Source organism: Mesorhizobium abyssinicae (genome assembly GCF_049887195.1).
Lineage (GTDB): Bacteria > Pseudomonadota > Alphaproteobacteria > Rhizobiales > Rhizobiaceae > Mesorhizobium > Mesorhizobium abyssinicae.
The window spans coordinates 339,542-365,567 of record NZ_JARAKC010000004.1; the positions used below are offsets into that span (position 1 = coordinate 339,542).

23 protein-coding genes and 1 riboswitch are annotated in these 26,026 nt (G+C 65.4%); of the genes, 11 read left to right on the forward strand and 12 right to left on the reverse strand.

What is annotated here, in order from left to right:
• The first annotated feature begins 61 nt into the window (after positions 1-61).
• The gene (locus PU724_RS12025) at positions 62-1,183 is read left to right on the forward strand and encodes a DUF2336 domain-containing protein (RefSeq protein ID WP_354422062.1); all 1,122 of its coding nucleotides are present in this window, start codon (positions 62-64) and stop codon (positions 1,181-1,183) included.
• Here the strand turns inward: PU724_RS12025 and PU724_RS12030 are convergent.
• Positions 1,180-3,240, reverse strand: a complete 2,061-nt coding sequence (locus PU724_RS12030; protein WP_354422061.1) for an FUSC family protein — start codon at positions 3,238-3,240, stop codon at positions 1,180-1,182. The two genes, PU724_RS12025 and PU724_RS12030, sit on opposite strands and share 4 nt — an antisense overlap.
• A gap of 58 nt (positions 3,241-3,298) precedes the next feature.
• On the reverse strand, positions 3,299-5,356 hold the full coding sequence (gene parE, locus PU724_RS12035; protein ID WP_135908925.1) for a DNA topoisomerase IV subunit B: 2,058 nt from the start codon (positions 5,354-5,356) through the stop codon (positions 3,299-3,301).
• 232 nt (positions 5,357-5,588) lie between these two features.
• On the opposite strand from parE, the gene cpaB reads away from it, so the two are divergent.
• From cpaB to PU724_RS12080, 9 genes are all read left to right on the forward strand, one after another.
• Positions 5,589-6,527: a Flp pilus assembly protein CpaB gene (cpaB, locus tag PU724_RS12040; RefSeq protein ID WP_320319949.1), complete on the forward strand. Its 939-nt coding sequence runs from the start codon at positions 5,589-5,591 to the stop codon at positions 6,525-6,527.
• A gap of 28 nt (positions 6,528-6,555) precedes the next feature.
• The gene (locus PU724_RS12045) at positions 6,556-7,998 is read left to right on the forward strand and encodes a type II and III secretion system protein family protein (RefSeq protein WP_127285760.1); all 1,443 of its coding nucleotides are present in this window, start codon (positions 6,556-6,558) and stop codon (positions 7,996-7,998) included.
• A 4-nt stretch (positions 7,999-8,002) separates the two neighbouring features.
• A complete protein-coding gene (locus PU724_RS12050; protein ID WP_127391509.1) occupies positions 8,003-8,275 on the forward strand; it encodes a hypothetical protein in 273 nt (90 codons plus the stop codon).
• 26 nt (positions 8,276-8,301) lie between these two features.
• Positions 8,302-9,516: a CpaE/TadZ family protein gene (locus PU724_RS12055; RefSeq protein WP_354422058.1), complete on the forward strand. Its 1,215-nt coding sequence runs from the start codon at positions 8,302-8,304 to the stop codon at positions 9,514-9,516.
• Positions 9,513-10,934, forward strand: coding sequence for a TadA family conjugal transfer-associated ATPase (locus PU724_RS12060; protein WP_127285763.1), 1,422 nt, complete (start codon positions 9,513-9,515; stop codon positions 10,932-10,934). The genes PU724_RS12055 and PU724_RS12060 overlap by 4 nt, the downstream gene beginning before the upstream one ends.
• Positions 10,935-10,937: 3 nt before the next feature.
• The gene (locus tag PU724_RS12065) at positions 10,938-11,903 is read left to right on the forward strand and encodes a type II secretion system F family protein (RefSeq protein ID WP_127285764.1); all 966 of its coding nucleotides are present in this window, start codon (positions 10,938-10,940) and stop codon (positions 11,901-11,903) included.
• 1 nt (position 11,904) lies between these two features.
• Positions 11,905-12,870: a type II secretion system F family protein gene (locus PU724_RS12070; RefSeq protein WP_127310890.1), complete on the forward strand. Its 966-nt coding sequence runs from the start codon at positions 11,905-11,907 to the stop codon at positions 12,868-12,870.
• A gap of 222 nt (positions 12,871-13,092) precedes the next feature.
• The gene (locus tag PU724_RS12075) at positions 13,093-13,566 is read left to right on the forward strand and encodes a tetratricopeptide repeat protein (protein ID WP_354422055.1); all 474 of its coding nucleotides are present in this window, start codon (positions 13,093-13,095) and stop codon (positions 13,564-13,566) included.
• Between the two features lie 339 nt (positions 13,567-13,905).
• Complete coding sequence (locus PU724_RS12080) at positions 13,906-15,075, forward strand: GGDEF domain-containing protein (protein WP_292102023.1); 1,170 nt, start codon at positions 13,906-13,908, stop codon at positions 15,073-15,075.
• A gap of 12 nt (positions 15,076-15,087) precedes the next feature.
• Here the strand turns inward: PU724_RS12080 and gcvP are convergent, their stop codons facing one another.
• The 3 genes from gcvP to gcvT are packed head-to-tail and all read right to left on the reverse strand — an operon-like array spanning position 15,088 to position 19,391.
• A complete protein-coding gene (gene gcvP / locus PU724_RS12085) occupies positions 15,088-17,898 on the reverse strand; it encodes an aminomethyl-transferring glycine dehydrogenase (protein ID WP_354422053.1) in 2,811 nt (936 codons plus the stop codon).
• A gap of 17 nt (positions 17,899-17,915) precedes the next feature.
• Positions 17,916-18,284 carry a glycine cleavage system protein GcvH gene (gene gcvH / locus PU724_RS12090; RefSeq protein ID WP_127287394.1) on the reverse strand — a complete coding sequence of 123 codons (369 nt, stop codon included), beginning with the start codon at positions 18,282-18,284 and terminating at the stop codon, positions 17,916-17,918.
• A gap of 6 nt (positions 18,285-18,290) precedes the next feature.
• The gene (gene gcvT, locus PU724_RS12095) at positions 18,291-19,391 is read right to left on the reverse strand and encodes a glycine cleavage system aminomethyltransferase GcvT (protein ID WP_354422051.1); all 1,101 of its coding nucleotides are present in this window, start codon (positions 19,389-19,391) and stop codon (positions 18,291-18,293) included.
• Positions 19,392-19,540: 149 nt separating this feature from the next.
• A riboswitch (glycine riboswitch) is annotated at positions 19,541-19,627 on the reverse strand.
• Positions 19,628-19,813: 186 nt separating this feature from the next.
• Here gcvT and PU724_RS12100 point away from each other — a divergent pair.
• Positions 19,814-20,815, forward strand: a complete 1,002-nt coding sequence (locus tag PU724_RS12100) for a hypothetical protein (protein WP_354422049.1) — start codon at positions 19,814-19,816, stop codon at positions 20,813-20,815.
• Here PU724_RS12100 and PU724_RS12105 read toward each other — a convergent pair.
• The 7 genes from PU724_RS12105 to PU724_RS12135 form a co-directional block, all read right to left on the reverse strand.
• Complete coding sequence (locus tag PU724_RS12105) at positions 20,812-21,249, reverse strand: GNAT family N-acetyltransferase (RefSeq protein ID WP_127311426.1); 438 nt, start codon at positions 21,247-21,249, stop codon at positions 20,812-20,814. The genes PU724_RS12100 and PU724_RS12105 overlap by 4 nt on opposite strands.
• Complete coding sequence (locus PU724_RS12110; RefSeq protein ID WP_354422047.1) at positions 21,236-22,027, reverse strand: molybdopterin-binding protein; 792 nt, start codon at positions 22,025-22,027, stop codon at positions 21,236-21,238. Before PU724_RS12110 ends, PU724_RS12105 begins: the two co-directional genes overlap by 14 nt.
• 1 nt (position 22,028) lies before the next feature.
• Complete coding sequence (locus PU724_RS12115) at positions 22,029-22,907, reverse strand: cytochrome b/b6 domain-containing protein (RefSeq protein ID WP_354422045.1); 879 nt, start codon at positions 22,905-22,907, stop codon at positions 22,029-22,031.
• Positions 22,908-23,009: 102 nt separating this feature from the next.
• Positions 23,010-23,690, reverse strand: a complete 681-nt coding sequence (locus PU724_RS12120) for a DUF1345 domain-containing protein (RefSeq protein WP_354422043.1) — start codon at positions 23,688-23,690, stop codon at positions 23,010-23,012.
• A gap of 15 nt (positions 23,691-23,705) precedes the next feature.
• Positions 23,706-24,173 (reverse strand): YaiI/YqxD family protein, encoded by a 468-nt coding sequence (locus PU724_RS12125; RefSeq protein WP_127286469.1) that lies wholly within the window; start codon positions 24,171-24,173, stop codon positions 23,706-23,708.
• 64 nt (positions 24,174-24,237) lie between these two features.
• Complete coding sequence (gene gfa, locus PU724_RS12130; RefSeq protein ID WP_292350695.1) at positions 24,238-24,807, reverse strand: S-(hydroxymethyl)glutathione synthase; 570 nt, start codon at positions 24,805-24,807, stop codon at positions 24,238-24,240.
• A 63-nt stretch (positions 24,808-24,870) separates the two neighbouring features.
• Positions 24,871-25,998: an S-(hydroxymethyl)glutathione dehydrogenase/class III alcohol dehydrogenase gene (locus PU724_RS12135; RefSeq protein ID WP_354422041.1), complete on the reverse strand. Its 1,128-nt coding sequence runs from the start codon at positions 25,996-25,998 to the stop codon at positions 24,871-24,873.
• Positions 25,999-26,026 lie beyond the last annotated feature (28 nt).

Here is a 26,026-nt window from a genome sequence, read left to right on the forward strand (position 1 = left end):
TTTCAGGCCTACGGTTTCCAACGGGGCCGGGACGTTCCGGCAAGGGCGCAAGCTGGTCGGCATGATTGTTTCGCATTTTCTAAAATGGATCGATACGGCAAGGGTTGCCGAACGTGCTGCCGCGGCCAGCGCCCTGGCGCGGGCCTATATCAATTGCGACCTGCCTTTCGAGGACCGCTGCGCCGCGGAAGCGGCGTTGACGCTGCTGCTCGACGACGCCTCGTCGAAAGTGCGGCTCGCGCTGGCCGAGGCGCTGTCGATGAGCCATCACGCGCCGATCCAGATCATCAGCGCGCTGGCCTCCGACCAGCCGGAAGTGGCCGCCATGGTGCTGGCGCGTTCGCCACTGCTTACCGATGCCGATTTGATCGACCGGGTCGCCGGCGGCCAGAAGGCGACGCAGAAACTGATTGCCGACCGGCCGGTCGTCTCGATGGCGCTGGCGGCGGCGATCGCCGAAATCGGCGAGCCGGAGGCCTGCGCCGTGCTGCTCGCCAACAGCGGCGCCGACATCGCATCGCTGAGCTTCCGCCGCATGGCTGAGCGCCACGGCCATCTGCCGCTGGTGCGCGAGGCGCTGATCGCCGACGAGCGCCTGCCCGCCGATTGCCGGCACATGTTGCTGGTCAAGCTCGGCGAGACGCTGAAAGGCTCGCCGCTGGTGCTGGCGCTGATGGGCGCGGCAAGAGCCGATCGCGTCATGCGCGATGCCTGCGTGAAGGCCTCGGTGACACTGATCGAAGGCACGCGGGCCGATGAGCATGCCGCGCTGATCGAGCATCTCAGGCTGCGTGGCGACCTCACCGCGAGCTTCATCATCCGCACCATCGCGCATGGCAAGGTCGACTTCTTCGGCTCGGCGCTGGTGGCGCTTGCCCAGCAATCCGAGCAACGCGTGAGGGCGCTGCTCGCCGGTGGGCACGACGTCGCGCTGCAGGCGCTGTTCCGCAGCGCCGGCCTTGCCGCGGCCACCCACGGCATCATCCTGCGCGCGCTCAAAGTGTGGCGCGAGGTGGCCAATGGCAAACGCGTCGCCGGCGTGCAGGAAGTGAGCTGGCTGATGCTGAAGGAGCTCGGCGGGCAATCGGCCGAGGGCGACCTTGCCGGGCTGGTGAAGTCGATCCATCTCGACGCGCTGCGCGAAAACGCGCGAGGGCATGCGCTGGCGATCGCAGCGGCCTAGCCGGCGTCAGCCCGGCCCTTCGCGAAGAAATCCGGATAGTCCTCCATCGCGGCGGCGATGATGCGCAGCGAGGCGGCGACCTGCAGCATTTCGGCCTTGTCGCTGCGCTCGGCGATGCTCGCCGCATATTGCCTGGCGACGGCGATGGTCGCCGTCTGCGGTTCGCCGGGCCTGCGAAACAGCAGCTCGCGCGCCAGCCCGCGCTGGAAGTTGGTGATCGAGAGAGCTGTTTCCGGCGGGATCTCCGCATCCTGCTGGGCGCTGCGCAGCCGCAGGATCTCGAGCCCGACGGTCACTGCCGCGATGCTACCGCCGAGCACGGCGTCGCCCTTCCTGCCGACGCGCTGCAACAGCGGCATCAACTGGTTGACCCGGTCATAGGCCAGGCTCTCGAAGGCCGACCTTCGGGGCACGCGTTCATGCAGGCAAAGCCGCGCCAGGTCTTCGCGCATGGCCTGGAGGATGCGGTTGACGGTGACCCATGGATCGGCGGGCAGCACGACGATGAAGACGCCGATGGCGATGAGAATGCCGACCAGGATCGACGCCGACCCGGCGAGGAACGGGCCAGGATCGTAGGTCATGGCCTGATGCGGACTGAGGAAGGCGAGGAAATTGATGGCGAAGGCGGTGGCGACGCCGACATGGCGCGGATTGGCCATGCCGAGAGCCGCCGGCACCATGATCGGCACGACGAAGAGCGTGAACCAGCCGAAGCCGGGGAGCGCCGGCAGCGCGACCTGGCCGACGAGGAACGCAAAGGGCAGCGCAAGCAAGGTCCCCTTGAAGAAGCCCCACGCCGAGTCGACGGGGTCGGGGCGGGCGGCGAACAGGCTGGAGACGACGGCGACGAGGATGACCGTGCCTGCCGCTTCCGACCATTTCGTCGTTAGCCAGAACGCCGTGACCAACAGCGTCGCAAGGCCCGCCCGAACGGCGTTGCGCCATGCGGCATGATAGTCGCGATGGACGACGAGCGCCGGCTGGCGACGGTCGCGCGAGGGCCGCGAAGCCGGCGAACGGAGCGCGTCCAGCCCGCGCAGCACCTGCTTCAGCGCTTCGGCAAAATCGGCGGCGATGGTGAGGCGGGTGATGGCGCCGAGGCGGTCGCTTTCGGGATCCGGTGACGCCTCGGGCGTCTGCCGCGCCTCCCTGGCGATCGCGTCGAGCCGCGCCACCCACGGGCTGGTGTCATCCAGCGCGCCCGGGCTGGTCGCCATTTCGCCGACCAGGGCCTGCAATTCGCCGCGGACCGGGATAAGGGCGGCATTCTTCGGCGCGGCATGCGAATGCAGGGCGCGCGCGGCGGAGAGCGCCCACAGGAGCTGGCCGATCGTGCGCCGGACCGGATGGGCGCGGGGAGCAAAGCTCGGCGCTTCGAGCCTTGCGTAGGTGCGCATCTCGGCCAGTGTCTGGGCGTCGGCGATCAGCTTCCTCTGCAGACCGGCCAGGGTGGCTGCGTCACCGCCCGAAAAGGCGCCGCCGGCATAGGTGGCAAGGTCGAGGATGCTGCGCTTCAGCCGGGAGATGATGGCGTCGGCGGCCAGCTTCGGCAGGATCAGCCGGCTGGTCAGGCCGGCGCAGACGATGCCGAGCACGATCTCGGCGCAGCGCGCGACGGCAAGATCGACGACGAGGTGCGGCTGGCCGAAGGCAGGCAGGCCGATGATCATCGCGGTGTAGCCGGCAAGCGCGGCGCCATAGGCTTCGGGGTTGCGCAGCAGCGACGAGACCAGCGTGCAGATCCCGATCCACATCGCGAGCACGACGACCAGCAGCCAGGGATTGGCGCCGAACAGGGAGGTGATGCCGATCGCCGCTAACCCGCCTGCCAGCGTGCCGAGCAGGCGGTAGAAACCCTTGGCCAGCACCATGCCGGCGACGGGCTGGGCAACGATGAACACCGTCATCATCGCCCATTGCGGGTGGTCGAGCTTGAGGGCGTAGGCGGCGAGCAGCGCGATCAGCCCGGCCGAAACGGTGCGCAGGGCGAAGATCCAGTCCGAACGCGTCGGCCGGGTCAGGCTACCGAACCTTGCCTCGATAAGATCTTTCACTCGCGCCAAGGTCCCATGCTCGTCTCCGCAACGGAGCCTGTTATGGACCGGTCAGCACTCAGATATCCAGCACGTCCGCCTCGGCGAATTCGGCGCGCTCCTGGATGAAGCGGAAACGGGCTTCCGGCTTGGTGCCCATCAGTTCGTCGACCCTGTCCTTGGTCGCCGCCGCGGCTTCGATCACGTCGACCCTGAGCAGCGTGCGCTTCCTCGGGTCCATGGTCGTTTCCTTGAGCTGCGAGGCCATCATCTCGCCCAGGCCCTTGAAGCGGCCGATCTCGACCTTGGCGCGCCCGGTGAATTCGGTGCGCAGCAGCTCGTCCTTGTGCGCGTCGTCGCGGGCATAGGCGACCTTGCCGCCCTGCCGGATCGAATAGAGCGGCGGCACCGCCAGATAGAGATGGCCGCCGTTCACCAGATTCGGCATTTCCTGGTAGAAGAAGGTGATCAGCAGCGACGCGATGTGGGCGCCGTCGACGTCGGCGTCGGTCATGATGATGACGCGGTCGTAGCGCAGATCCTCGTCGCGGTATTTGGAGCGCGTGCCGCAGCCGAGCGCCTGAACCAGGTCCGAGATCTGCTGGTTGGCCGCCAGCTTGTCGTTGCCGGCGCTGGCGACGTTGAGGATCTTGCCGCGCAGCGGCAGCACCGCCTGGCTGGCGCGGTCGCGCGCCTGCTTGGCCGAACCGCCGGCGGAATCGCCTTCGACGATGAACAGCTCGGCGCCGGCCGCGGCGTTCTGCGTGCAGTCGGCGAGCTTGCCCGGCAGGCGCAGCTTGCGCACCGCGCTCTTGCGCGACACTTCCTTCTCCTGGCGCCGCTTGACGCGCTCGTCGGCGCGCGCGATCACCCAGTCGAGAAGCTTGGAGCCTTCCTGCGGATTGTCGGCCAGCCAGTGGTCGAACGGATCGCGGAGCGCCGTCTCGACGATGCGCATGGCTTCGATCGTCGCCAGCCTGTCCTTGGTCTGGCCGACGAATTCCGGCTCGCGGATGAACACCGACAGCATGCCGGCGGCCGAGATCATGACGTCTTCCGAGGTGATGATCGAGGCGCGCTTGTTGCCGATCAGGTCGGCATAGGCGCGCAAGCCCCGGGTCAGCACGTTGCGGAAGCCGGCCTCATGCGTGCCACCCTCGGCGGTCGGGATGGTGTTGCAGTAGGAGTTGAGGAAGCCGTCGCCGCCGAACCAGGTCACGGCCCATTCCAGCGAGCCGTGGCCGCCCTGCTTGTCGCTCTTGCCGGCAAAGACCTCGCGCGTGACCTGGAACTCGTCGCCGAGCGTAGCCTTCAGATAATCCTTGAGACCGCCGGGGAAATGGAACTCGGCCTTGGCCGGAGTGGTGTCCTTTCCCTTGATCAGCGAGGGATCGCAGGTCCAGCGGATCTCGACGCCGCCGAACAGATAGGCTTTGGAGCGCGTCATGCGGTAGAGCCGCGCCGGCTCGAAGGCGGCGCCCTTGCCGAAGATCTGCTCGTCGGGATGGAAGCGGGTCCTGGTGCCGCGGCGGTTGTGCACCTCGCCGAGGTGCTCCAGGCCGCTCACCGGAATGCCGCGTGAGAAGCGCTGGCGATAGAGCTGGCGCCCGCGCGCGACCTCGACCTCGAGGTGGTCGGACAGCGCGTTGACCACGGAAACGCCGACGCCATGCAGGCCGCCCGAGGTCTCGTAGACCTTGCTGTCAAACTTGCCGCCGGAATGCAGCGTCGTCATGATGACTTCGAGCGCCGGCTTCTTGAACTTGGGGTGCGGATCGACCGGAATGCCGCGGCCGTTGTCGGTGACGGTCAGATAGCCATCGGCCGAAAGCTCGACATCGATGAAGGTGGCGTGGCCGGCGACCGCCTCGTCCATCGAATTGTCGATGACCTCGGCGAACAAATGGTGCATTGCCTTGTCGTCGGTGCCGCCAATGTACATGCCGGGCCGCCGGCGCACCGGTTCAAGCCCTTCGAGCACCTCGATGTCGGCGGCGCTGTAGCCCTCGCTGCCGTCGCGCGAGGCGGCCGGGCGCCTGGCCGCCGCCTGCACCAGCGGGTCTGCAGGGCGCGTGCTGGCGCGAACCGGCTGCGGTTGCTTTTCCAGGTTGCCGAAAAGGTCGTTGCTGTCGTCCATGCTCGCCTAGAGTCCGGTACTGCGAATCACTCCTCGATACTGCCACGCTTTTGACGGGCGAACGAGGTTCCTGTTCCGTTCGGGGGTTTGGAGCCCTCTTATCCTAAAACCTTTCGATAACCAAGCCGGCGGAAATAGGTCGAATCCAACGGGTTCGGATACGTGTTTCTTTAACAATAACCCCTAGCGTAAGCCCTAACGAACAAAAGACCACGGGCGTCAGGGGTTTCGCGTGAGGGGCAAGGCCATAACCATGATCGGCATCGCCGCCGTTTTCGGCGCGATCTCGATCTTTGCCGCCGATTTCTGGGTCAAGAGCCAGGCGAGAGCCGATTCCGAAGAGAAAACGGCCTCGATCGTGGTGCCCCAGGCGCCCAAGGTCGAGTTCAAGACCATCGTGGTGGCGAACGCGCCGCTGCGCTACGGCATGCAGCTCGACAAGGCTCAGCTCAACGAAATCCCGTGGCCGCAGGATTCTCTGCCGCAGGGCGCGTTCACCTCCGTCGACGAACTGCTCAAGGAAGGCAGCCGTGTGGTGCTGTCGCCGATCGAGGTCAACGAGCCGGTGCTGCTCACCAAACTGTCGGGGCCGAACGGCCGCGCGACGCTCTCCAACATGCTGTCGCCGGGGATGCGGGCGGTGACCATCCGCACCGATGAGATCGCCGGCGTCGGCGGCTTCGTGACGCCGGGCGACCGCGTCGATGTCGTGCTGACCCGCGACGCCGGCGATATCCAGGAAGTGGCCAAGAACGCGCAGGGCGCATCCGGCTCGACGATCACGTCCGAGATCGTGGTCGCCGATGCCAAGGTTCTGTCGGTCGGCCAGGGCGCTGACGAGCGCCAGACCGAGCCGCAGGTTGCCAATTCCGTGACCCTCGAGGTGACGACCGACGGCGCGAAGCAGGTGGCGCTGGCCCGCACCGTCGGCACGCTGTCGCTGTCGCTCCGCTCGGCCAGCGACAGCAGCGCCGGCACGGACGGTCTCACCACGATCTCGTCCTTCGGCGGTTCGGTGGCGGCAACCGCGGGGGCGGCGGCCGGCTCGCTGTTCAACGCGGTGGCGACGGAGCCTGAGAAGCCGAAGTTCAAGACGATCATCGTGACGCGCGGCACGCAGGCCGAAGAGTACAAGGTGCCTTCGCCGGACCAGCAGCAGCAGCAGCAATAGCCGGTGGGGACCGGCGGGGACAGGGACAATGTTTGGGCTGAACACACATAGCTTGACGCAGGGGCTGCGCCTCGCGGGCGCGCTCGTCGTGGCGGTTGCGCTGGCCGGGGCTGGAGTGCTTGCGTTCGGCGGGCCGGCGCGAGCCGGCAATGACGTCGTCTATGTCTCGGCGACCAAGAACGCCTCGATCAAGGTTGCCAAGGGCAAGCCGCGGACGATCATGACGAGCGCGGCCTTCTACCAGATCGTCATCGGCGATCCGGAGATCGCCAACGTCAACCCGTTGACCGACAAGTCCTTCTATGTGCTCGGCAACAACCTCGGCACCACCGGCATCGCGCTGTTCAACGAGAGCAAGCAGCTGGTCGGCACGATCGACATCGAGGTGACGCTCGACACCGAGCAGTTGGCGAACACCATCCGCGCCAGCGTGCCGGACGCCAAGATCAACGTCGGCTCGGCCAACGGCCGCGTGGTGCTGTCGGGCGAGGCGGACGATGCGGTCGCCGCCGAGAAGGCGAACAAGATCGCCAGCCGTTTTTCCGGCAACGAGGAGGTGATCAACTCGGTCAACATCTCGTCCTCGCAGCAGGTCCAGCTCAACGTCCGCTTCGTCGAGATCAACCGCCAGGCCGGAATTGATCTCGGCGCCAAATACAGCGCCAATTTCGCCTACGGCCTCGGCGGCCGCGACGTGACGATCGATCCGGGAACGATCCCGGCGGCGGGAACCGGCGAGATCATCGGCCGGCTGCTGTCCAACGGCGTCTCGATCGACATCGCCATCAAGGCGCTGGAGGAGCGCGGCCTCGCCCGGCGGCTGGCCGAGCCGAACCTGATCGCCCGCTCGGGCCAGACCGCAAGCTTCCTCGCCGGCGGCGAATTTCCGATTCCGGTCTCGGAAGAAAATGGCAAGATCAGCGTCAGTTACAAGAAATACGGCGTCAGCCTCGATTTCACCCCGACCGTGCTGAAGGACGGGCTGGTCAGCCTCGACATCGCGCCGGAAGTGTCGTCGATCGATGCGTCGGCCTCCTACAATATCGGCGAGATCTCGGTGCCGGGCTTTATCGTGCGCCGGGCCAAGACCTCGATCGACCTCAAGAACGGCCAGAGCTTCATGATCGCCGGCCTGCTGCAGTCGCAGAACGACATCACCACGTCGCGCCTTCCAGGTCTCGGCAAGCTGCCGGTGCTGGGTTCGCTGTTCTCGTCCAAGGCCTATCAGCGGCGCGAGACCGACCTGGTGATCATCGTCACGCCGTATCTGGTCAAGCCGGTCGATCCGTCGAAGAAGATGGTCGAGCCAACCGACGGCACGCAGCCGGCCAGCAATTCGGATTATTTCCTCAACAACACCGAGGAAGTGAAGGTTTCCGATCCAAACCGCGCCGTGGCGATGGCCGATGGCCGCGTCACCCAGCCTGCCGCGCCGACGGCCGGGCATTTCCTCGATCTGCCGAAGGATTGAAGCCATGCGTCCGGTTCCGCGACTGATGCTAGCCCTGTTGCTCGCCGGCCTCTGCGGCTGCACCAGCGACGACTATGTGCGCACCGAGGGCGTGTCGCCCGCCGCCGGCAACGCGCAGGCGGCCAATACGGTCATGCAGATGGTCGATCCGTGGAAATACGGCGTCCAGAACACCAGGCTGCTGGTGCCGGCGCAGCGCAGCAGCGCGACCGCCAGCGGCGGCGCCGACCAGGCGGCAGGCGAGAAGACGGCGCAGACGAGCACGACAACCAACTGATTTCTTTGATCTGACGGGCTGACGACATGGCAAGCGGCATCAAGAGCAAGAAGATCCTGCTCGTATCCACCGACAGGACGTTCCTGCAGGACACCCGCACGGCGTTCGCCGCCTCGGACGTCATCGAGCTTCTGACGGTCGAGAAGAACGTCACCGAGCTGCGCGGCGAGGTCCAGGAGGCGGATTTCGGCGCGCTGATCGTGGACATGGACGCGGCCAAGCTGGAGGAGATCGAGTCGCTGCAGCGCGTCATGCGCCGGCTGGAGGGCCGCGTGCCGGTCGTCGTGGTCACGCAGGAATTCAACGCCGCGGCGGTGCGCATCCTGGTCCAGCTCCAGGTCGCCGACTTCCTGGTCAAGCCGATCACCACCGCCGATCTGGTGCGTTCCGTGGTGCGGGCGCTGCAAGGGCCGGGGCGCGAGGAAAACACCGAGTCGCAGATCTACACCTTCATGCCCGCCGCCGGCGGCGTCGGCACCACGACGCTGGCGCTGCAGACCGCCTTCCAGCTGCATCATTCGGTGACGCGCGGCGCCTCGACCTGCGTCGTCGACCTCAACTTCCAGCAGGGCGCCTGCGCCGAATATCTCGACCTCGAGCCGCGCTTCGACATCACCGAAATCGAGAACCAGCCTGAGCGGCTCGACCGGCAGCTGCTGGATGTGATGCTGTCCAAGCATGCGAGCGGGCTGTGCGTGCTGGCCGCACCGACGCGCCCATCGGAAATGCGCTCCTTCAAGACCGACGTCGTGGTGCGCATGCTCGATCTCGTCTCGGCCTATTTCGACAATGTCGTCATCGACATGCCGCGCACCTGGTTCCCCTGGACCGAGACGGTGCTGCTCGGCTCCAACAAGCTCTACATCGTGGCCGAGATGACGGTGCCGTGCCTGCGCCACACGCAGCGCCTGATCCAGGCGATCTACGAGACCGCCGGCAGGGAAGTGAAGCCGAACGTCATCGTCAACCGCTTCGAGCAGAAGATGTTCGACAACGGCATCAAGCAGGCCGACGTCCAGGACATCCTCGGCGAGCATTTCGTCGGCGGCATCTCGAACAACTACCGGCTGGTGCGCGAAGCCGTGGACCGTGGCGTGCCGCTGCACGACATCGATCCGAACGCCAATGTCGTCAACGATCTCAAGAAGATCATCCTGCCCGAGGAAGCGGTGACGACGACGGCCAAGTCGAAGTCGCTGTTCGGCATCGGCAAGGGTCTCTTGAAGAGGAAGGCCGGATGACCAGCCGCTTTTCAACCCTGCAGAACCGCGACCTGCGTCCCCAGCGCCCGGCCGAGGCCGCTCCGGTCGCGCACCATGCCGTCGTCATCCCGACGACCCGCAAGCCCGTGGCGCCCAAGGCCGAAGCAGCGCCCGGCAAGAACACCAACAAGGTGCTCGACGCGCGTGTGCGCATCCACCGCATGCTGCTGGAGGAGATCAACCTCGTCGCGCTGGAGCGCCTGCCGAAGGACGAGATGCGCCGGCAGGTGCATGAATTCGTCTCGGAAAAGACCCGCCAGGAGCGGATGGCGATCAACACCGCCGAGCTCGACGCGCTGGTCGACGACATCGTCGACGAGATGGTCGGCCTCGGCCCGCTGGAGCCGCTGCTCAAGGACCCGGAGATCAACGACATCCTGATCAACGGCCACCAGAACTGCTTCGTCGAAAGGCGCGGCAAGCTGCAGCAGGTGCACATCCCGTTCAAGGATGAGGCGCATCTGCTTCGAATCATAAACAAAATCGTCGCCGCTGTCGGCCGCCGCGTCGATGAATCGGCGCCGATGGTGGACGCGCGCATGCTCGACGGCTCGCGCTTCAACGCAGCCATCCGGCCGGTCGGCGTCGACGGGCCGCTGGTGTCGATCCGCAAATTCTCCAAGAACAAGCTCGGCCTGCACAAGCTGGTCGAGTTCGGCGCCATCACCCAGAACATGGCCGAAGTGCTGGCGGCGGCCGTGCATGCGCGCAAGACCACGATCATCTCGGGCGGCACAGGCACCGGCAAGACGACGATGCTGAACGCGCTGTCGGCCTTCATCCCCGAGGACGAGCGGCTGATCACCATCGAGGACGCGGCCGAACTGCAGCTGCAGCAGCCGCATGTCGCGCGCATGGAGACGCGCCCGGCCAACATCGAAGGCCACGGTGAATTGAAACAGCGCGACCTAGTCAAGAACGCGCTGCGCATGCGTCCCGACCGCGTCATCCTCGGCGAGTGCCGCGGCGAGGAAGCCTTCGACATGCTGCAAGCGATGAACACCGGCCATGAAGGCTCAATGGCGACCATCCACGCCAACACGCCGCGCGACGCCATTTCGCGCCTTGAGCAGATGCTCGGCATGACCGGCATGCCGATGACCGTGCAGTCGATCCGCAGCCAGATCGCCAGCGCCATCGACATCATCGTGCAGTTGACCCGCCTGTCGGACGGCAAGCGCAAGGTGACCAGCGTCGCCGAGGTGACCGGCATGGAAGGCGACGTCATCCAGATGCAGGAGATCTTCCGCTTCGTGCGCACCGGCATGGAGGCCGACGGCAAGATCCTCGGCCATTACGAGGCGACCGGCATCCGCCCGCGTTTCCTCGAGGACCTGCGCGCCATGGGCATCGAATTCCCGGGCAAGTATTTCGAACCCGGCCGTCCGCAGGAGTGAACGGTGTTCGAGGGCTTTAGCGCGATCTACGTCGTCTACGCCGCCGCCGCGCTCACCGGCATCATGATCGCCGAGGCGTGCTACCTGCTTTATGCCGGCCGCAGCGACAAGCGCACGGCCATCAACCGGCGCATGAAGCTGCAGGAGAACAAGATCAGCCAGGAGCAGGTGCTGATCCAGCTGCGCAAGGAACGCGGCCTGGAGGCCGGCGCCTCGGCGTTCTCGCTCGACCGGTTCCGCGCGTTGCGCACCCAGTCCGGCATGACGATGCCCTTGTCCAAGTTTCTGACCATCACCTCCGGCGTGGCGCTGGTGCTGGGCTGCGTGGCCGTCTGGTATGGACTGCCGCTGCTGATGGGCCTTCTCCTGTTTGTCGTGCTGCTGCCGGTGCTGCCGGTCATGGCGATGCGTTTCCAGCGCGGCCGCCGGCTGAAGCGGTTCGGCATGCAGTTGCCGGAGGCGCTGGAACTGATCACGCGCGGCCTCAAGGCCGGCCATCCGGTGCCAGTGGCCATCGCCATGGTGGCGCGCGAGATGCCGGACCCGATCGGTACCGAGTTCGGCGTCATCGCCGACGAGGTGACGTACGGCTCGGACCTGGTGTCGGCGCTCAACTCGCTGTTCGACCGCGTCGGCCACGAAGACCTGCCGCTGTTCGTCACCGCGGTCTCGATCCAGACCAGCTCGGGCGGCAATCTGCGCGAAATCCTGGACGGGCTGTCGTCGACGATCCGCGAGCGCGGCAAGCTGCGCCGCAAGGTGCGCGCGATTTCGACCGAGGGCCGCATGTCGGCCTACATCCTGACGGCGGTGCCGGCGCTGCTGTTCGCCGCCATCATGGTGCTGATGCCGCGGTTCTATCGCGAGGTGTGGGGCGAAGCGAAGACCTGGTACCTGCTGGGCGGCTCGATAACCTGGCTGATGCTGGGCAACGCCATCATGTTCAAGATGTCGAACTTCCGGTTCTGACATGCAGCGCGTGATCGAATTCCTCGCCTCGCTCGCGCCGACCTCGCTGATGCCGGTGGCAGTGCTGCTGCTCCTGCTCGGCGGCAGCGCGGTGGCCTGGCCGCTGGTCGTTGCCAAGGGCGACCGCAACGAGGTCAAGCGCCGGTTGAAGGTCGAGGAGGCGAGCAAACCCGTCGAGCAGGCCGAGCCCGCACCGCGCAAGAATTCCAACGCGGTGCGCGAGAAGGCGGTAAAGCGGGCGCAGGAATTCTACGCCAAGAGCGACCCGGAAAATGTCGCGCGGCTGCGCATGAAGCTCATCCAGGCCGGCTACATGGAACCGCGCGCGATCGGCGCCTTCTTCCTGATCCGCTTCGCGGCCTTCATCGGTCTCGCTCTCGGCGCCTTCCTGGTCAACCACTGGATGGCCAGCGCCGATTCGACCATGACCAGCCGCTGGAGCTTCGTCATCCTTTCCGGCGCCGCCGGCTACTTCCTGCCCGGCCTGGTGCTGAGCCAGAAGGTGCGCGAGAAGATGCGCGAATACCGCAATGGCTTTCCCGACTTCATGGACCTGATGATTGTCTGCTCCGATGCCGGCATGAGCATGGAGGCCGGCATCGAGCGCGTCTCCAAGGAGCTCGCCAAGACCTATCCGGCGCTGAGCCAGAACCTGCAGCTGGTTTCGCTGGAGCTGAGGGCTGGCCGCAGCCTCGACGACGCGCTGAAGGCGCTCGCCGATCGCTTGAGCCTCGATGAGGTGCGCTCCTTCGCAACGCTGCTGCAGCAGTCGAAGGAACTAGGCACCAGCCTGTCGGGCGCGCTGCGCGTCTTCTCCGACGAAATGCGCCACAAGCGCATGTCGCTCGCGGAGGAGAAGGCGCATGCCTTGCCGGCCAAGATGTCGGTGCCGGTGACGGTGTGCATCCTGCCCGTGGTGCTGATGATCGCCATCATTCCGATCATCGTCAAAATGACGGCGCACTAAGGTTTACGCTCCGCGCCGGTTCTCGGAATCCGCATGGTTTGGTCGCTTCGCGCCCGTCTTCGACTCCGGCTCGGCCTGACCTGAATCTCGACAGACCTTGGGTCGAATTGGACCTTTGTTCGAAACCAATTCTTAGGCGCGTTTCGGCACCGAAGGTTAATCGCCCTCTTGTAGAGTGCTTCCTGAAGAACGACCCGGCAAATCGGGCGATGGGGCAGGGGCATGCGTCACAGACTTCCCACGGCAGCGGCCGCACTGGCAGCCGTCTTGATGATCACCGGTTGCACGACCAACAACGCCGTCGACACGACCAAGACGACCGCGATCCAGCCGACGTCCGAGGACGTCAACGCGTCGGACCTGGCGGAAGGCAAGGCGCAGTTCCGCGAAGCGAATTACGGCCTTGCCGAAAAGCATTTCCGCAAGGCGGTCGAGCTCAAGGCCGACAATGCCGAGGCGTGGATGGGGCTCGCCGCTTCCTATGACGAGCTGGGCCGTTTCGACTTCGCCGACCGCGCCTACGACCAGCTCCTGAAGGTCGCCGGGCGCAAGCCGCAAATCGTCAACAATATGGGCTATTCGCAGCTGCTGCGCGGCAACAAGAAGAAGGCCAGGGTCCTGCTGCTCGAGGCCAAGGCCCACATGGCCGACCAGACCGTCGTCGACGCCAATCTGGAACTGCTGAACAAGAGCTAGAGGCCTTACCAGGCCGGACTGAGTCGTCCCGCTCGAATTGACCGGCTATTCGCCGGTTGGTTTCGCGCTGGCGGACGGCCCGCCTCGTCCGCTGGCTTGCCCGCAGCACAACATCGGCGTGCGTCCTCCTTGGGAGGGATCGACACGGGGTCGCAACAGAACTGTTCCAATATAAACCATAACATTCCTAGTCTTCGTGTCTGCCACGCCAAGTAGTGGACGCTTTGTAAACCTTGTCTGAAAGTAGGGTCGAAAGGTTAGCGGAAAACGGTGTCGGCGGGCCGCCGTTAACCTAGAATGGGGGTGCAACCGACGACTCCCAAGAGGCTGCGCTCAAGAATGTTGGATTTTAGTTCGCTCCTGCTCGCGGCGGCGCTGTCGGGCACGTGCCTAAGCATAACCATGCTGGCGATCTGGTTCACCGCTCCGCGGGCGCGCTTCGTGCTGACGGTGGCGTGCGGCATCCTCGTGCTCGTCGCGCATGTCGTGCTGTTCTGGCAGTACACCAAGGAGCCCAACCCCTGGCTCTGCCAGGCGGTGCTGGCGCTGCTCAGCCTCGGCTTCCTCATCATCTGCCTGTCGGCCATGCAATATCTGGGTGTCGGCAACCAGGGCAGCGTCGTTGTGCCGACGGTGACGGCCATGGCCGTCTGCGCGCTCGTGACCTATCTCGGCTTTGACGGTGTCGGCTTCATCATCACCTATACGACCGTCACGGCGCTGCTCGCCGTGATCGGGGTGATGTTCTGGACCAAGGGCGGTCACGATCGTCGGATCCTGCTGGTCGTCTCGTTTCTCAGCGGTACCTGTGCGGTGTCCTTCGCGCTATGCGGCGCGATGCTGGCGATCCACGGACAATGGGTGCTCGGCGTGGCGCCCGATAACTGGGCGGAGCGGCTGAATACCGTCGTGGCGGTCGCCTGCATGACCGGTCTCGGCGCGCTGACGCTTTCGCTGCATCATCTGCAGGCGCAGATCGAATTGAAGGCCGAGACGCTGACCGATCCGCTGACAGGGCTGATGAACCGGCGGGCGCTGAACTCGCTCTACGGCGAGCGCGCCTTCGGTCCGTTCATGGCGGTCGTCATGTTCGACCTCGACCATTTCAAGAGGACGAACGACCTGTTCGGCCATCCGGTCGGCGACAAGGTCTTGTGCCGCTTCGCCGCGATCATCAGGAAGTACGGCAGGAACGGCGTCGATGCCTTCCGCCTGGGCGGCGAGGAGTTCGCGCTGGTCATCTCGCGCATGACCGAAGAGAAAGCTTACGATCTTGCCAGCAAGATCGGCGTCGCCTTCGGCGCCGAGGTCGTGCCGACGCCGCGCGGTCCGTTGCGAAGCACCGTCAGTGGCGGCATCGGCTTTGGCGCGGCCGGCGGCAGCAGCCTGGACGAGGTGCTGGCCGAGGCCGACAGGGCGCTCTATGCCGCCAAGCACGCCGGGCGGAACCGCGTGCTTGTCCTGGACAAGGAGAGCAAGGCCGGCGGGCCGGCCCTGCGTTCCGCCTGATTGCCGGCCAGGCTACTCGGCGGCGCCCAGATATTCCGACAGCGGCGGGCAGGAGCAGACGAGGTTGCGGTCGCCGGCGACATTGTCGATGCGCGACACCGGCGGCCAGTATTTGGCCGAGGTGTCGGCGTCGCCGGCGGGATAGGCCGCCTCAAGCCGCGAATAGGGATGCGACCACTCGCCGGCCAGCGCCTCCGCCGCGGTGTGTGGCGCGTTGACCAGCGGGTTGTCGTTGAGCGGCCACTCGCCCTTCGCCACCTTGGTCGCCTCGCCGGCGATGGCAATCATCGCCTCGCAGAAGCGGTCGAGCTCGCGCTTGGGCTCGGACTCGGTCGGCTCCACCATCAGCGTGCCGGCGACCGGGAACGACATGGTCGGCGCGTGGAAGCCGTAGTCGATCAGGCGCTTGGCGATGTCATCGACGCTGATGCCGGCGCTCTCCTTGAGCACGCGGGTGTCGAGGATGCACTCGTGCGCGATGCGATCGTGCCTGCCCTTGTAGAGGAGCGGGAAGTGCGGCGCGAGCCGTGTCGCCACATAGTTGGCCGAGATGATGGCGGTCTCGGTAGCCTGCTTCAGGCCGGAAGCGCCCATCATGCGGATGTACATCCAGGTGATCGGCAGGATGGACGCGCTGCCGAAGGGTGCTGCCGACACCGCATGCGCCGAGCCTTCAGTGACATGACCCGGCAGATAGGATTTCAGGTGGGCCTTGACGCCGATCGGGCCGACGCCGGGGCCGCCTCCGCCATGCGGGATGCAGAAGGTCTTGTGCAGGTTCATATGGCAGACGTCGGCGCCGATATCGGCGGGACGGGCGAGGGCGACCAGGGCGTTGAGGTTGGCGCCATCGAAATAGACCTGGCCGCCATGTTCGTGGATGAGGGCGCAGAGGTGGCGCGCGCCTTCCTCGTAAACGCCATGCGTCGAGGGATAGGTGAACATCAGCGCCGCGAGATTTTTGGAATGCTCGTTGGCCTTGGCCCTCATATCGTCCATGTCGATATTGCCGTCCTCCAGGCAGCGCACGACGACGACGCTCATTCCCGCCATCGCCGCGCTTGCCGGATTGGTGCCATGCGCGGAGGAGGGGATCAGGCATACGGTGCGATGGCTTTCGCCGCGCGAGCGGTGATAGGCGCGGATGGCGAGCAGTCCGGCATATTCGCCCTGGCTGCCGGCATTGGGCTGCAGGCTGACCGCGTCGAAGCCGGTGATCTCCGACAGCCAGCCCTCCAGTTCGCCGACCATGGCGCGATAGCCCGCCGAATGGCTGGCAGGCGCGAACGGATGCAGGTTGGCGACGCTCGGCCAACTGACCGGCATCATTTCGGCCGCCGCGTTGAGCTTCATGGTGCAGGATCCCAGCGGGATCATGGCGCGGTCGAGCGCAAGGTCCTTGTCGGCCAGCCGGCGCAGGAAGCGCATCATGTCGGTCTCGGAGTGGTTCTCGTGGAAGACCGGCTGGGTCAAAAACTCCTTGCCGCGCGGTTTTCCCGGTACGGTCCGATCGGCCGCCGCGGCGGCCTTGGCGCCGAACAGCGCGGCGATCGCCTCGAGGTCGGCCTCGGTCGAGGTTTCGTCGAAGGCGACGCCGACATGGTCGGCGTCGATGACGCGCAGCAGCCGGCCGATCTTCTCGGCGGCGGCGGCGATCGATTTCGCCTTGCCCTTCACTTCGGCCGTCACCGTGTCGAAGCGGCTGGCGCCGAGCACGGAAACGCCCGATGCGGTTAAGCCGGCGGCAAGGCGGCTGGCGAGACCATGGATGCGCTCGGCGATCGCCTGCAGGCCGGCGGGACCATGCCAGATCGCATAGGCGGTCGCCATGTTGGCGAGCAGCGCCTGGGCGGTGCAGATGTTGGAGGTCGCCTTGTCGCGGCGGATGTGCTGCTCGCGCGTCTGCAGCGCCAGCCGGTAGCCGGGACGCCCCTTGCTGTCGGTCGACTGGCCGACGAGGCGGCCAGGCATCAGCCGGGTCAACTTGTCGGAGACGGCGCAGTAGGCGGCGTGCGGGCCGCCAAAGCCCATCGGCACGCCGAAGCGCTGCATCGGGCCGACGGCGATGTCGGCGCCGAGCTTGGCCGGAGTGTCGGTCAGCGTCATGCCGAGCGGATCGGCGATGAAGATGACCAGCGCGCCGGTGGCGCGGGCTTTCTCGATCGCCGCCTTGTGGTCGCCATAGACGCCGAACGTGTCGGGCCACGAGACCAACAAAGCGGCGGTGTTGTCGTCGATCGTCTCGCCGTCGACCTCGGTGCCGAGCGGCTCGGCGCGGGTGCGCACGACGTCCAGCGTCTGCGGGTGCGGCGTGCCGGCGAGCGCCACCTTGGTGCGCTTGTCGCGATGATGGCGCAGCGCAATGCCGACGGCTTCAGCGACGGCTGTCGCCTCATCGAGCAGCGAGGCCGACGCCACCGGCAAGCCGGTCAACTCGGTGACCAGGGTCTGGAAGTTGAACAGCATTTCCAGCCGGCCCTGGCTGATCTCGGCCTGGTAGGGCGTGTAGGCGGTGTACCAGGCCGGGTTCTCGAACAGGTTGCGCTGGATGACCGGCGGCACGTGGACGCCGTGATAGCCGGCGCCGATGAAGCTCTTCAGCACCTTGTTCTTCGCCATCGTCGCAGACAATTCGGCCAGCGCCTCGGCTTCGCTGGCCGGCGCGGGCAGGGACAGCGGCAGGTCGAGGCGGATCGATCTCGGCACGGCCTGGCTGATCAGCGTTTCGACGGACGGAACGCCGATCACGGCCAGCATGGCTCGGACATCGTTAAGGCCGGGGCCGATATGGCGGGCCGAGAAGGGGTAGGGTGCTGCGGTCATCGTAACTGTCCTGCTTTTCAGCCGATATGGGCTTTGTAGGCGGCCTCATCGAGCAGGCCTTCGAGCTGGCTTTCGTTGGAAAGCCTCATCTTCCACAGCCAGCCGTCGCCGGTGGCGGCCGAATTGACCAGCGAAGGGTCCGACGACAGCGAGCTGTTGGCCTCGGTGATCTCGCCGTCGACCGGCGCGTAGACGTCGGATGCCGCCTTGACAGACTCGACCACGACGGCGGTGTCGCCCTTGGTCAGCTTGCGGCCGGTTTCCGGCAATTCGACGAAGACGAGGTCGCCGAGCTGCTCTTGTGCATAGTCGGTTATGCCGACCGTGGCGACGCCGCCCTCGACACGGAGCCATTCATGGTCTTCGGTGAAATAGGTTTTTGCCATCGGGACTTATCCTTTGCGGTAGCGATGAGGTGTGAAGGGCAAGGGGTTGATATCGATCGGGATTTTCGCCCCGCGCACATCGGCGAACAGTTTTGTTCCGGGCTTGGCCAGTGCTGTGTTGACATAGCCCATGGCAACCGGATGACCAGCCGAAGGGCCGAAACCGCCCGATGTGACATGGCCGGCCGGATTGCCGTCGGCGTCGAACAGGGCAGCACCCGCGCGCACCGGCAGGCGGCCCTCCGGCTTCAGCCCGACACGTTTCTGCGCCGGGCCGCGCTCCAGGATGGCGCGCAGCGCGTCGGCGCCGATGAAGGAGCCGGTCGCCCGGATGTCCTTGGGGATGGCCCACATCAGGCCGGCGCTGGTCGGGTCGAATTCCTCGGTGATGTCCTGGCCGTGCAGGCAGAGCCCCGCTTCCAGCCGCAGACTGTCGCGAGCGGCAAGGCCGATCCAAGCGACGCGCTCGTCCTTGAGCAATGTCGCGACCAGATCCCGCGCATCCGCTTCCGGCAGACCGATCTCGAAGCCGTCCTCGCCGGTGTAGCCGGAACGGCTCATGAACCAGTTTTGGCGCGGCTCGATGCCGTGCATGAACAGCAGCGAGCCGGTCTCGATGCCGGCGCGGGCGAGGGCGGCCCAGGCCTCGGGACCCTGAATGGCGAGGAAGACGCGGTCGAGCGCATCCACCTTTGCCTCGAAATCCCCGGCCAGCGCCCGCAGATGCTTCTCGTCGACGGCTGCGTTGCCGGCATTGGCGACGACCATGAAGCGGTCGTCGCCAAGCCTGGTGATGATGAGGTCGTCGATGATGCCGGCGGCCTCGTTGAGGAAGAAGGTGTATTTCGACTGGGAAATCTCAAGCGCGCCGGCATCGAGCGGGCAGGCGCGGTTGAGCAGGGCAATCGCGCCCGGGCCGCTGACCAGGAACAGCTTCATGTGCGAAATGTCGAACAGGCCAGCATGCTCGCGGGTGTGAAGGTGCTCCTTCATAACCCCGGCAGGATAGGTGAGCGGCATCGACCAGCCGGCGAACGCACCAAAGCGCGCGCCAGCAGCCGTATGCAGATCTTCGAGGGGTAGGTGTTTGGTTTCGTCGCCCGTCATGTCATCTCCAGAGTCGCACGCAATCGGCCGCTGATGGCGACCAGTCCGTGCCCCTCTGTCTGAAGCCTGAGAGACTCGCGCCCCGTAACTCTGTCGGCAGCGCTTACACCTTCGGCGCGGGGCACGAGCCCCGACTTTCCAGAGTGTCTTTCCCGTCTACGGTTCTTTTGCCTGAGAGATTTCGGGCGATTTCCCCTTCGGCGGCAGCTCTCGCTGCTCTCTCCCGCAAACAGGTAGGACTCAGGGTTGAGCCCTCGACTCCTCATCCATAGCCCGTCAACGACACCTTGTCACCTGCCTGCGACATCTTGCTGACAAGTCTTCGCTAACCACGCGGTTTGCCGGTTTTTCAAGACACTGCTGGTATGTTGGGTCGAAACGACCTTTGGGTCCGGCTACGGCCGGCGGCGACGGGGACAAAAATGGGCGAACTGATCATGAGCGCTCCGGTGGCGGGGCTGACCTCCAAGAACCGAATCACGGCCGAAGACGTGGTGATGCTGCGCCGCGAAGTATTTGGTGACGGCGTGGTAAGCCGTGGCGAGGCCGAGGCGCTGTTCGCGCTCGACCAGACGGCGCGCGACAAATGCCAGGAATGGCCGGCGTTCTTCGTCGAGGCGGTCACCGATTACATCGTCCACCAGGAAAAGCCGACGGGCTATATCTCCGAGGACAATGCCGACTGGCTGATCCGGACGATCTCGCGCGACGGCATGGTCGACAGCCTGACCGAGCTCGAGCTCCTGGTGCATGTGCTGGAGAAAGCCAAATCTTCGCCCAGCCGGCTTTCCGCCTATGCGCTGGAGCAGGTCTCGCATGCGGTGGTCGACGGCAAGGGGCCGCTGATGCTGGGCGGCCAACTGGTTCCGGGATTGGTGGCCAAGGCCGAAGTCGACCTGTTGCGCCGCATCCTCTACGCCTACGGCGGCGACGGCAACATCGCGATAACCCGCGCCGAGGCGGACGTGCTGTTCAAGATCAACGAGAGCACCGCGGCGGCCAGCAACGATCCGTCCTGGAACGAACTGTTCGTCAAGGCGATCGCCAATTTCGTCATGTGCTCGGCCGGCTACGAAGCGCCGACGCGGGATGTGGCGCTGCGCCAGGAGAACTTCCTCGATGCGGGCGAGCCGGGCATCGGCGGCTTCTTCGGCCGCATGGTTTCCGGCGGGCTTGCCGGCATCATGGAGGCCTACCGCTCGCCCGACGATATCGAGGCCGATTGGGAAGCCAGGAACCGGGCCGTCGAGGCAATGGTCCGCCGCGCCGAGACGGTCGACGCCGGCGAAGCGAAGTGGCTGGCCGAGCGGATCGACCCGAATCGGCCGCTCAGCGAGAACGAGCGCGCGCTGCTGACGCTGATCAAGCACGCCTCGCCGGAAATCCATCCGGCACTGAAGCCGCTGCTGGATAAGGTCGCCTAGGCGGCGACCGTCCTGCAGAGAATGATGTTGGAATGGCCTTCGGGCCACCCGGCGAATTCACCCATACGCTCGAAGCCCGCCCTCTCGTAGAGACCCGGTGCCTGAAAGTCGTGCGTTGCGACCCAGATGCGTCTAACTCCTCTCGCGGAAGCCTCGGCTACGAAGGCATCGAGCAGCTTACTGCCATGGCCAAGACCTCGACAGGCCTCGTCGACCCACATCAGCTTTAGTTCGGCGATCCCCGCCCAGGAATGGCCTGCGGCGATGCCAATCGGGCGTCCGGCTGTGTCCCGCAGCAGAAAGACTAGGCCGCGATCATCGTCGCGGCCTGTCAGACGCCGGTTGTCGCCGTCGAGACGTTCCTCAATGGCGTTGAGCTCGGTCGGCGCAAGATCGTGCTCGGCCCGCAGGCGAGGAAAATCAAATGCCGCCATACCAGTCGTAGCCATTGTCTTCCCAGTAGCCGCCGCGACCGCCGCCGATCGCGGTGAAGCTGTCGACCAGTTCGATCTTGTAGAGATACTTCGGCATCTTGTAGCCAAGCTGGCGCTCGACGCGTACGCGCAGCGGCGCGCCGTTCTCGACCGGCAGCGGCTTGCCGTTGACGCCGTAGGCGAGGATCGTCTGCGGGTGGCGGGCATCGATCAGGTCGATGGTGCCGTAATATTTGACGTCGCCGGAGAGGCTGCGGTCGATCGTGTCGAGGCAGTGGAACATCACATACCGGGCCTGGGGTTTCACCACCGCCTGGTCGAGAACCAGGGACAGCGGCGTGCCGGTCCATTTGGCGATGCAGCTCCAGCCCTCGACGCAGTCGTGGCGGGTGATCTGGGTGCGGCTCGGCATGTTCTGAAGCTGCTCGCGGGTGAGCGACAGCGGTTTCTCGACGAGGCCGGAGACCTCGAGACGCCAGTCGGCGAAGTTGTTGGCAAGCAGGCCCTTGTAGGTGTCGTCGTCGGGCGCGGTGACGCCGTTCGGCCGCTGCGGCTGGCGGATATCGGCCTCGGTGAACTCCTGCGCCAGCGCGTCGCGGCCGGCGAGCAGGCGCTGGGCCCGGTATGTCAGGCCATTGGCATTCTCGAGGAAGCTGCGCAGACCGCCGCCGATGCCGAGCCCGCCGTCGAAGGCATCGCAGCCCGACAGCGCGATGCCGGACAGGCCGAGACTGGCGGAGGTGAGGAATTTCCTGCGGTTGATTTGAAACTTGGCCATATCAGCCGCTCCTCTCGGACGAGCTGTCGTCATGCGCCGGCGGGTCGGTGCGGTACCAGCCGGTGATGATCGAGCGCAATTCGTTGATCGGGCCGGCGGCGAGGATCATCAGCATGTGGATGATGAAGAAGCCGACGAGCAGCACCATGACGGTGAAGTGGATGGTGCGCGCCGTCTGCCGGCCGCCGAGCAGTTCATTGAGCCAGGGCAGCACCGAATTCATGCTCGGCGACATGGCGAGGCCGGTGATGATCATTAGCGGCAACAGCACGAACAGCACGCCGCCATAAGCCATTTTTTGCAGCGTGTTGTATTCGCGCGTGTGATGGAACTTCAGCTTCGCGTGGTCGACGATGTCCCGCGGCAATCGCCGGAGATCGTCGAGGCGCGGGGCGAGATCGCGCCTGACATGGCCGTTGATCAGGCCGGCGACCAGCCAGACGAGCAAGGTGGCGGAGAGCACCCAGGCGAAGAAGAAATGAACGACGCGGGCGGTGCCGAGATCATAGTAGGAGGGGATCGTCGCCCAGGACGGGAAAGCGCGGGGCGACTCCTGTCCGGGCGGTCCGGACCAGCCGAGCACGCCGGTCGTGTCGAAGCGTTTGCCGAAGATTTCGGTGTAGCCGCGCGGACCCTGGTCGGTGTTTTCGGCGCCGATGGCGAAGATGGTGTTGTTGTAGCCGAAGCCGGATTCCTTGCCGATATAAAGCTGGGGGCGGGCGTTGAATATCTGCAGGCCGGAAAGCAGCATGAAGAACAGCGCGATCGCCCAGAGCCAGTGGGTCAGTCGCGTCCAGCGGGACTGGCGGTAGATCAGCGTCGCGTCCTTCGATGCGGCTTGCGCATCGGCGGCGGGCTCGCTCCTGGCAACGGTTTCCATCGTCCTTCGTTCTCCCGGCCTTGTAGCTCTTCGTTCTCCTCCCAATACGTCGCCAGCCAAAGCGATGTTTCATCCGATCACGGATTTATTACGGGCAAGCGGTCAAGGACTGCTCAGGCTGACGGCGAGATTGACCGCCGCGGCGACGATCACCGTGTTGAAGAAGAACGACAGGATCGAATGGATGAGCACCACCTGGCGCATGTGCGAGGTGGTGATGGCGGTGTCGGCGGTCTGCGCGGTCATGCCGATGACGGTCGCAAAATAGAGGAAATCCCAGCCCTCGGGACGCTTGTCGCCGGGGAAATCCAGACCGCCGACCGGAACCTTCTTCTTGGTGGCAACGTCGATCTCTTCGCCGTTCATCCAGTAGACATGCGCGTAGTGGAGCGAGGCCATGGCGTGGATCGTGAACCAGCCGAGCGGAATCGACATGATGGCGAAGCTGAGCTCGAATGGATGCGCGGCCTCCTGCTGATTGATTAGATGGAACAGCGAAACGGTGGCGACGCCGACGATGAAAAGGGTAACCGCAAAGATACCCAGTACCGGTAGATCGGTAGCGCGCGCGTTCTTGCTGAGATAGCGGCCGGTAAGCCTCGGCATCAAGGCGAGGACGAGAATGATGTAGGTGGCAAAAAAGACATTCGCGCCGATCGAATAGGCGAGCGGCACGCGCAGCAGCGAGGCCAGCAACAAAGCGACAATGCCAATGGCCGCCGACAAAGCGAACTGGATATGCGGATGCATCGGCGTTTTGACGGATGTGTCGTCGTCACCCATGGCCCGGCCTCCAGATCAGTCCGGTGTGGCGGATTTCAGCGCCCGCCGCAAGATGCGGTCGAGCTCGCCAAGAAAGCGCGAGCGGTCCTGCGGCGTGAACCCGGCATTGTAGCCTTTGCTTTCGCCAGTCTCGCGCAGATGCTGCTTGAGGTCGCGCATCGCCACTGCCATGCCGATGGTTTCAGGCGTGAAGGGACGGCCGGTCGGGCCCAACACATGCGCGCCGAGCGCCACGGTGCGCGCGGCAAGCGGGATATCGGCCGTCACCACGATGTCGTTGGACAGTGCATTCTCCACGATCCAGTCGTCGGCGGCATCGGCGCTCTTGGATACCACGACGTTGCGGATCATCGGATCGCGCGACGGGCGCAGGCCGCCATTGGAGACATAGGTGACCATGACGCCGTGGCGCTCCGCCACCTTCTCGACCTCCGCCTTGACCGGGCAGGCGTCGGCATCGACGTAGATGATGGGTGCGGGCATCGTCCCTCCAAAACGAACATGGGGCCGGTTTTGACCGGCCCCATGGCAGAAATTCTCGAACTTGTCAGGCCGGCAAGGCGCCGGACTTCTTCGCGGTCCAGGTGGCGATATAGTCCATCAGGCCGGGGTTGAGGCAGTCATAGGGCTCGAGCCCGATCGACTTCAGCTGCGAGCGGATACCGTCCATGCGTTTCGGATCGACACCGGATTCGATGATCGACGAGACGAAGGCGGTGAAGCCCGGAGGCGACCATCCGTCCTCCTCGAAACGCTCGGGATGGATGAAGCTCAGGCCCTTGAACGGATGGTCGCGCTCGACCGGTCCGTGCATGTGGACGCCGCAGCCGGTGCAGGCATGGCGCTGGATCAGCGCGCTCGGATCGACCACTTTCAGCTTGTCGCCATTCTCCACGACGGTGACGTCGCCGGTGCCGGCAACGGCCACGACGGAGAAGATCGCGCCCTCGGGCTTCCAGCATTTGGTGCAGCCGCAGGCGTGGTTGTGGGCGATCTGGCCCTTGACCTTCACCTTCACCGGCTTGCTGGTGCAGGCGCAGACCAGCGTGCCGCCGGAGAAGCTCGCGCTTTCCTTGGGCAGGCCATTGTCGATTCTAGGATGCAGTTTTTCCGGCATTCCATTCCTCCCATGTTTCACCACAGAGGTCGCTGGCCGATAGGCCGGCGGCGTGCGGCTTCCTCAGTAAACCACGACACTGCGGATCGACTTGCCCTCATGCATGAGGTCGAAGCCCTTGTTGATGTCCTCCAGCTTCAGCGTATGGGTGATCATCGGATCGATCTGGATCTTGCCCTCCATGTACCAGTCGACGATCCGCGGCACGTCGGTGCGGCCGCGCGCGCCGCCGAAGGCGGTGCCCATCCAGGTGCGGCCGGTGACCAGCTGGAATGGCCGGGTCGAGATCTCCTGGCCGGCGCCGGCGACGCCGATGATGACCGATTTGCCCCAGCCGCGATGCGAGGCTTCGAGCGCCTGGCGCATCACCTTGGTGCTGCCGGTGCAGTCGAAGGTGTAGTCGGCGCCGCCGATCTGGTCGGCGCCGCGCTTGGTCATGTTGACCAGATAAGGCACGATGTCGCCGTCGATCTCCTTCGGATTGACGAAATGCGTCATGCCGAACCTCTCGCCCCACGGCTTCTTGTCGTTGTTCAGATCGACGCCGATGATCATGTCGGCGCCCGCGAGCTTCAGGCCCTGGATGACGTTGAGGCCGATGCCGCCGAGGCCGAAGACGACGGCGGTGGCCCCTTGCTCGACCTTGGCGGTGTTGATCACCGCGCCGATGCCGGTGGTGACGCCGCAGCCGATGTAGCAGATCTTGTCGAAGGGGGCGTCGGGATTGACCTTGGCCAGCGCGATCTCGGGCAGCACGGTGAAGTTGGAGAAGGTCGAGCAGCCCATATAGTGGAACAGCTTGTCCTTGCCGATCGAGAAGCGCGACGAGCCGTCCGGCATCAGGCCTTGCCCCTGCGTGGCGCGGATCGCGGTGCAGAGGTTGGTCTTGCGCGACAGGCAGGACGGGCATTGGCGGCATTCGGGCGTATAGAGCGGGATGACGTGGTCGCCCTTCTTGACCGAGGTCACGCCCTTGCCGACGTCGACGACGACGCCGGCGCCTTCATGGCCGAGGATCGCCGGAAACAGGCCTTCCGGATCGGCGCCCGACAGCGTGAACTCGTCGGTGTGGCAGATGCCGGTCGCCTTGATCTCGACCAGAACCTCGCCATCGCGCGGCCCTTCGAGGTCGACCTCCATGATCTCCAGCGGCTTTCCGGCGGCGACAGCAACAGCGGCGCGCGTTTTCATGAGGCAGTTCCTCCCAAGGCAATCGACA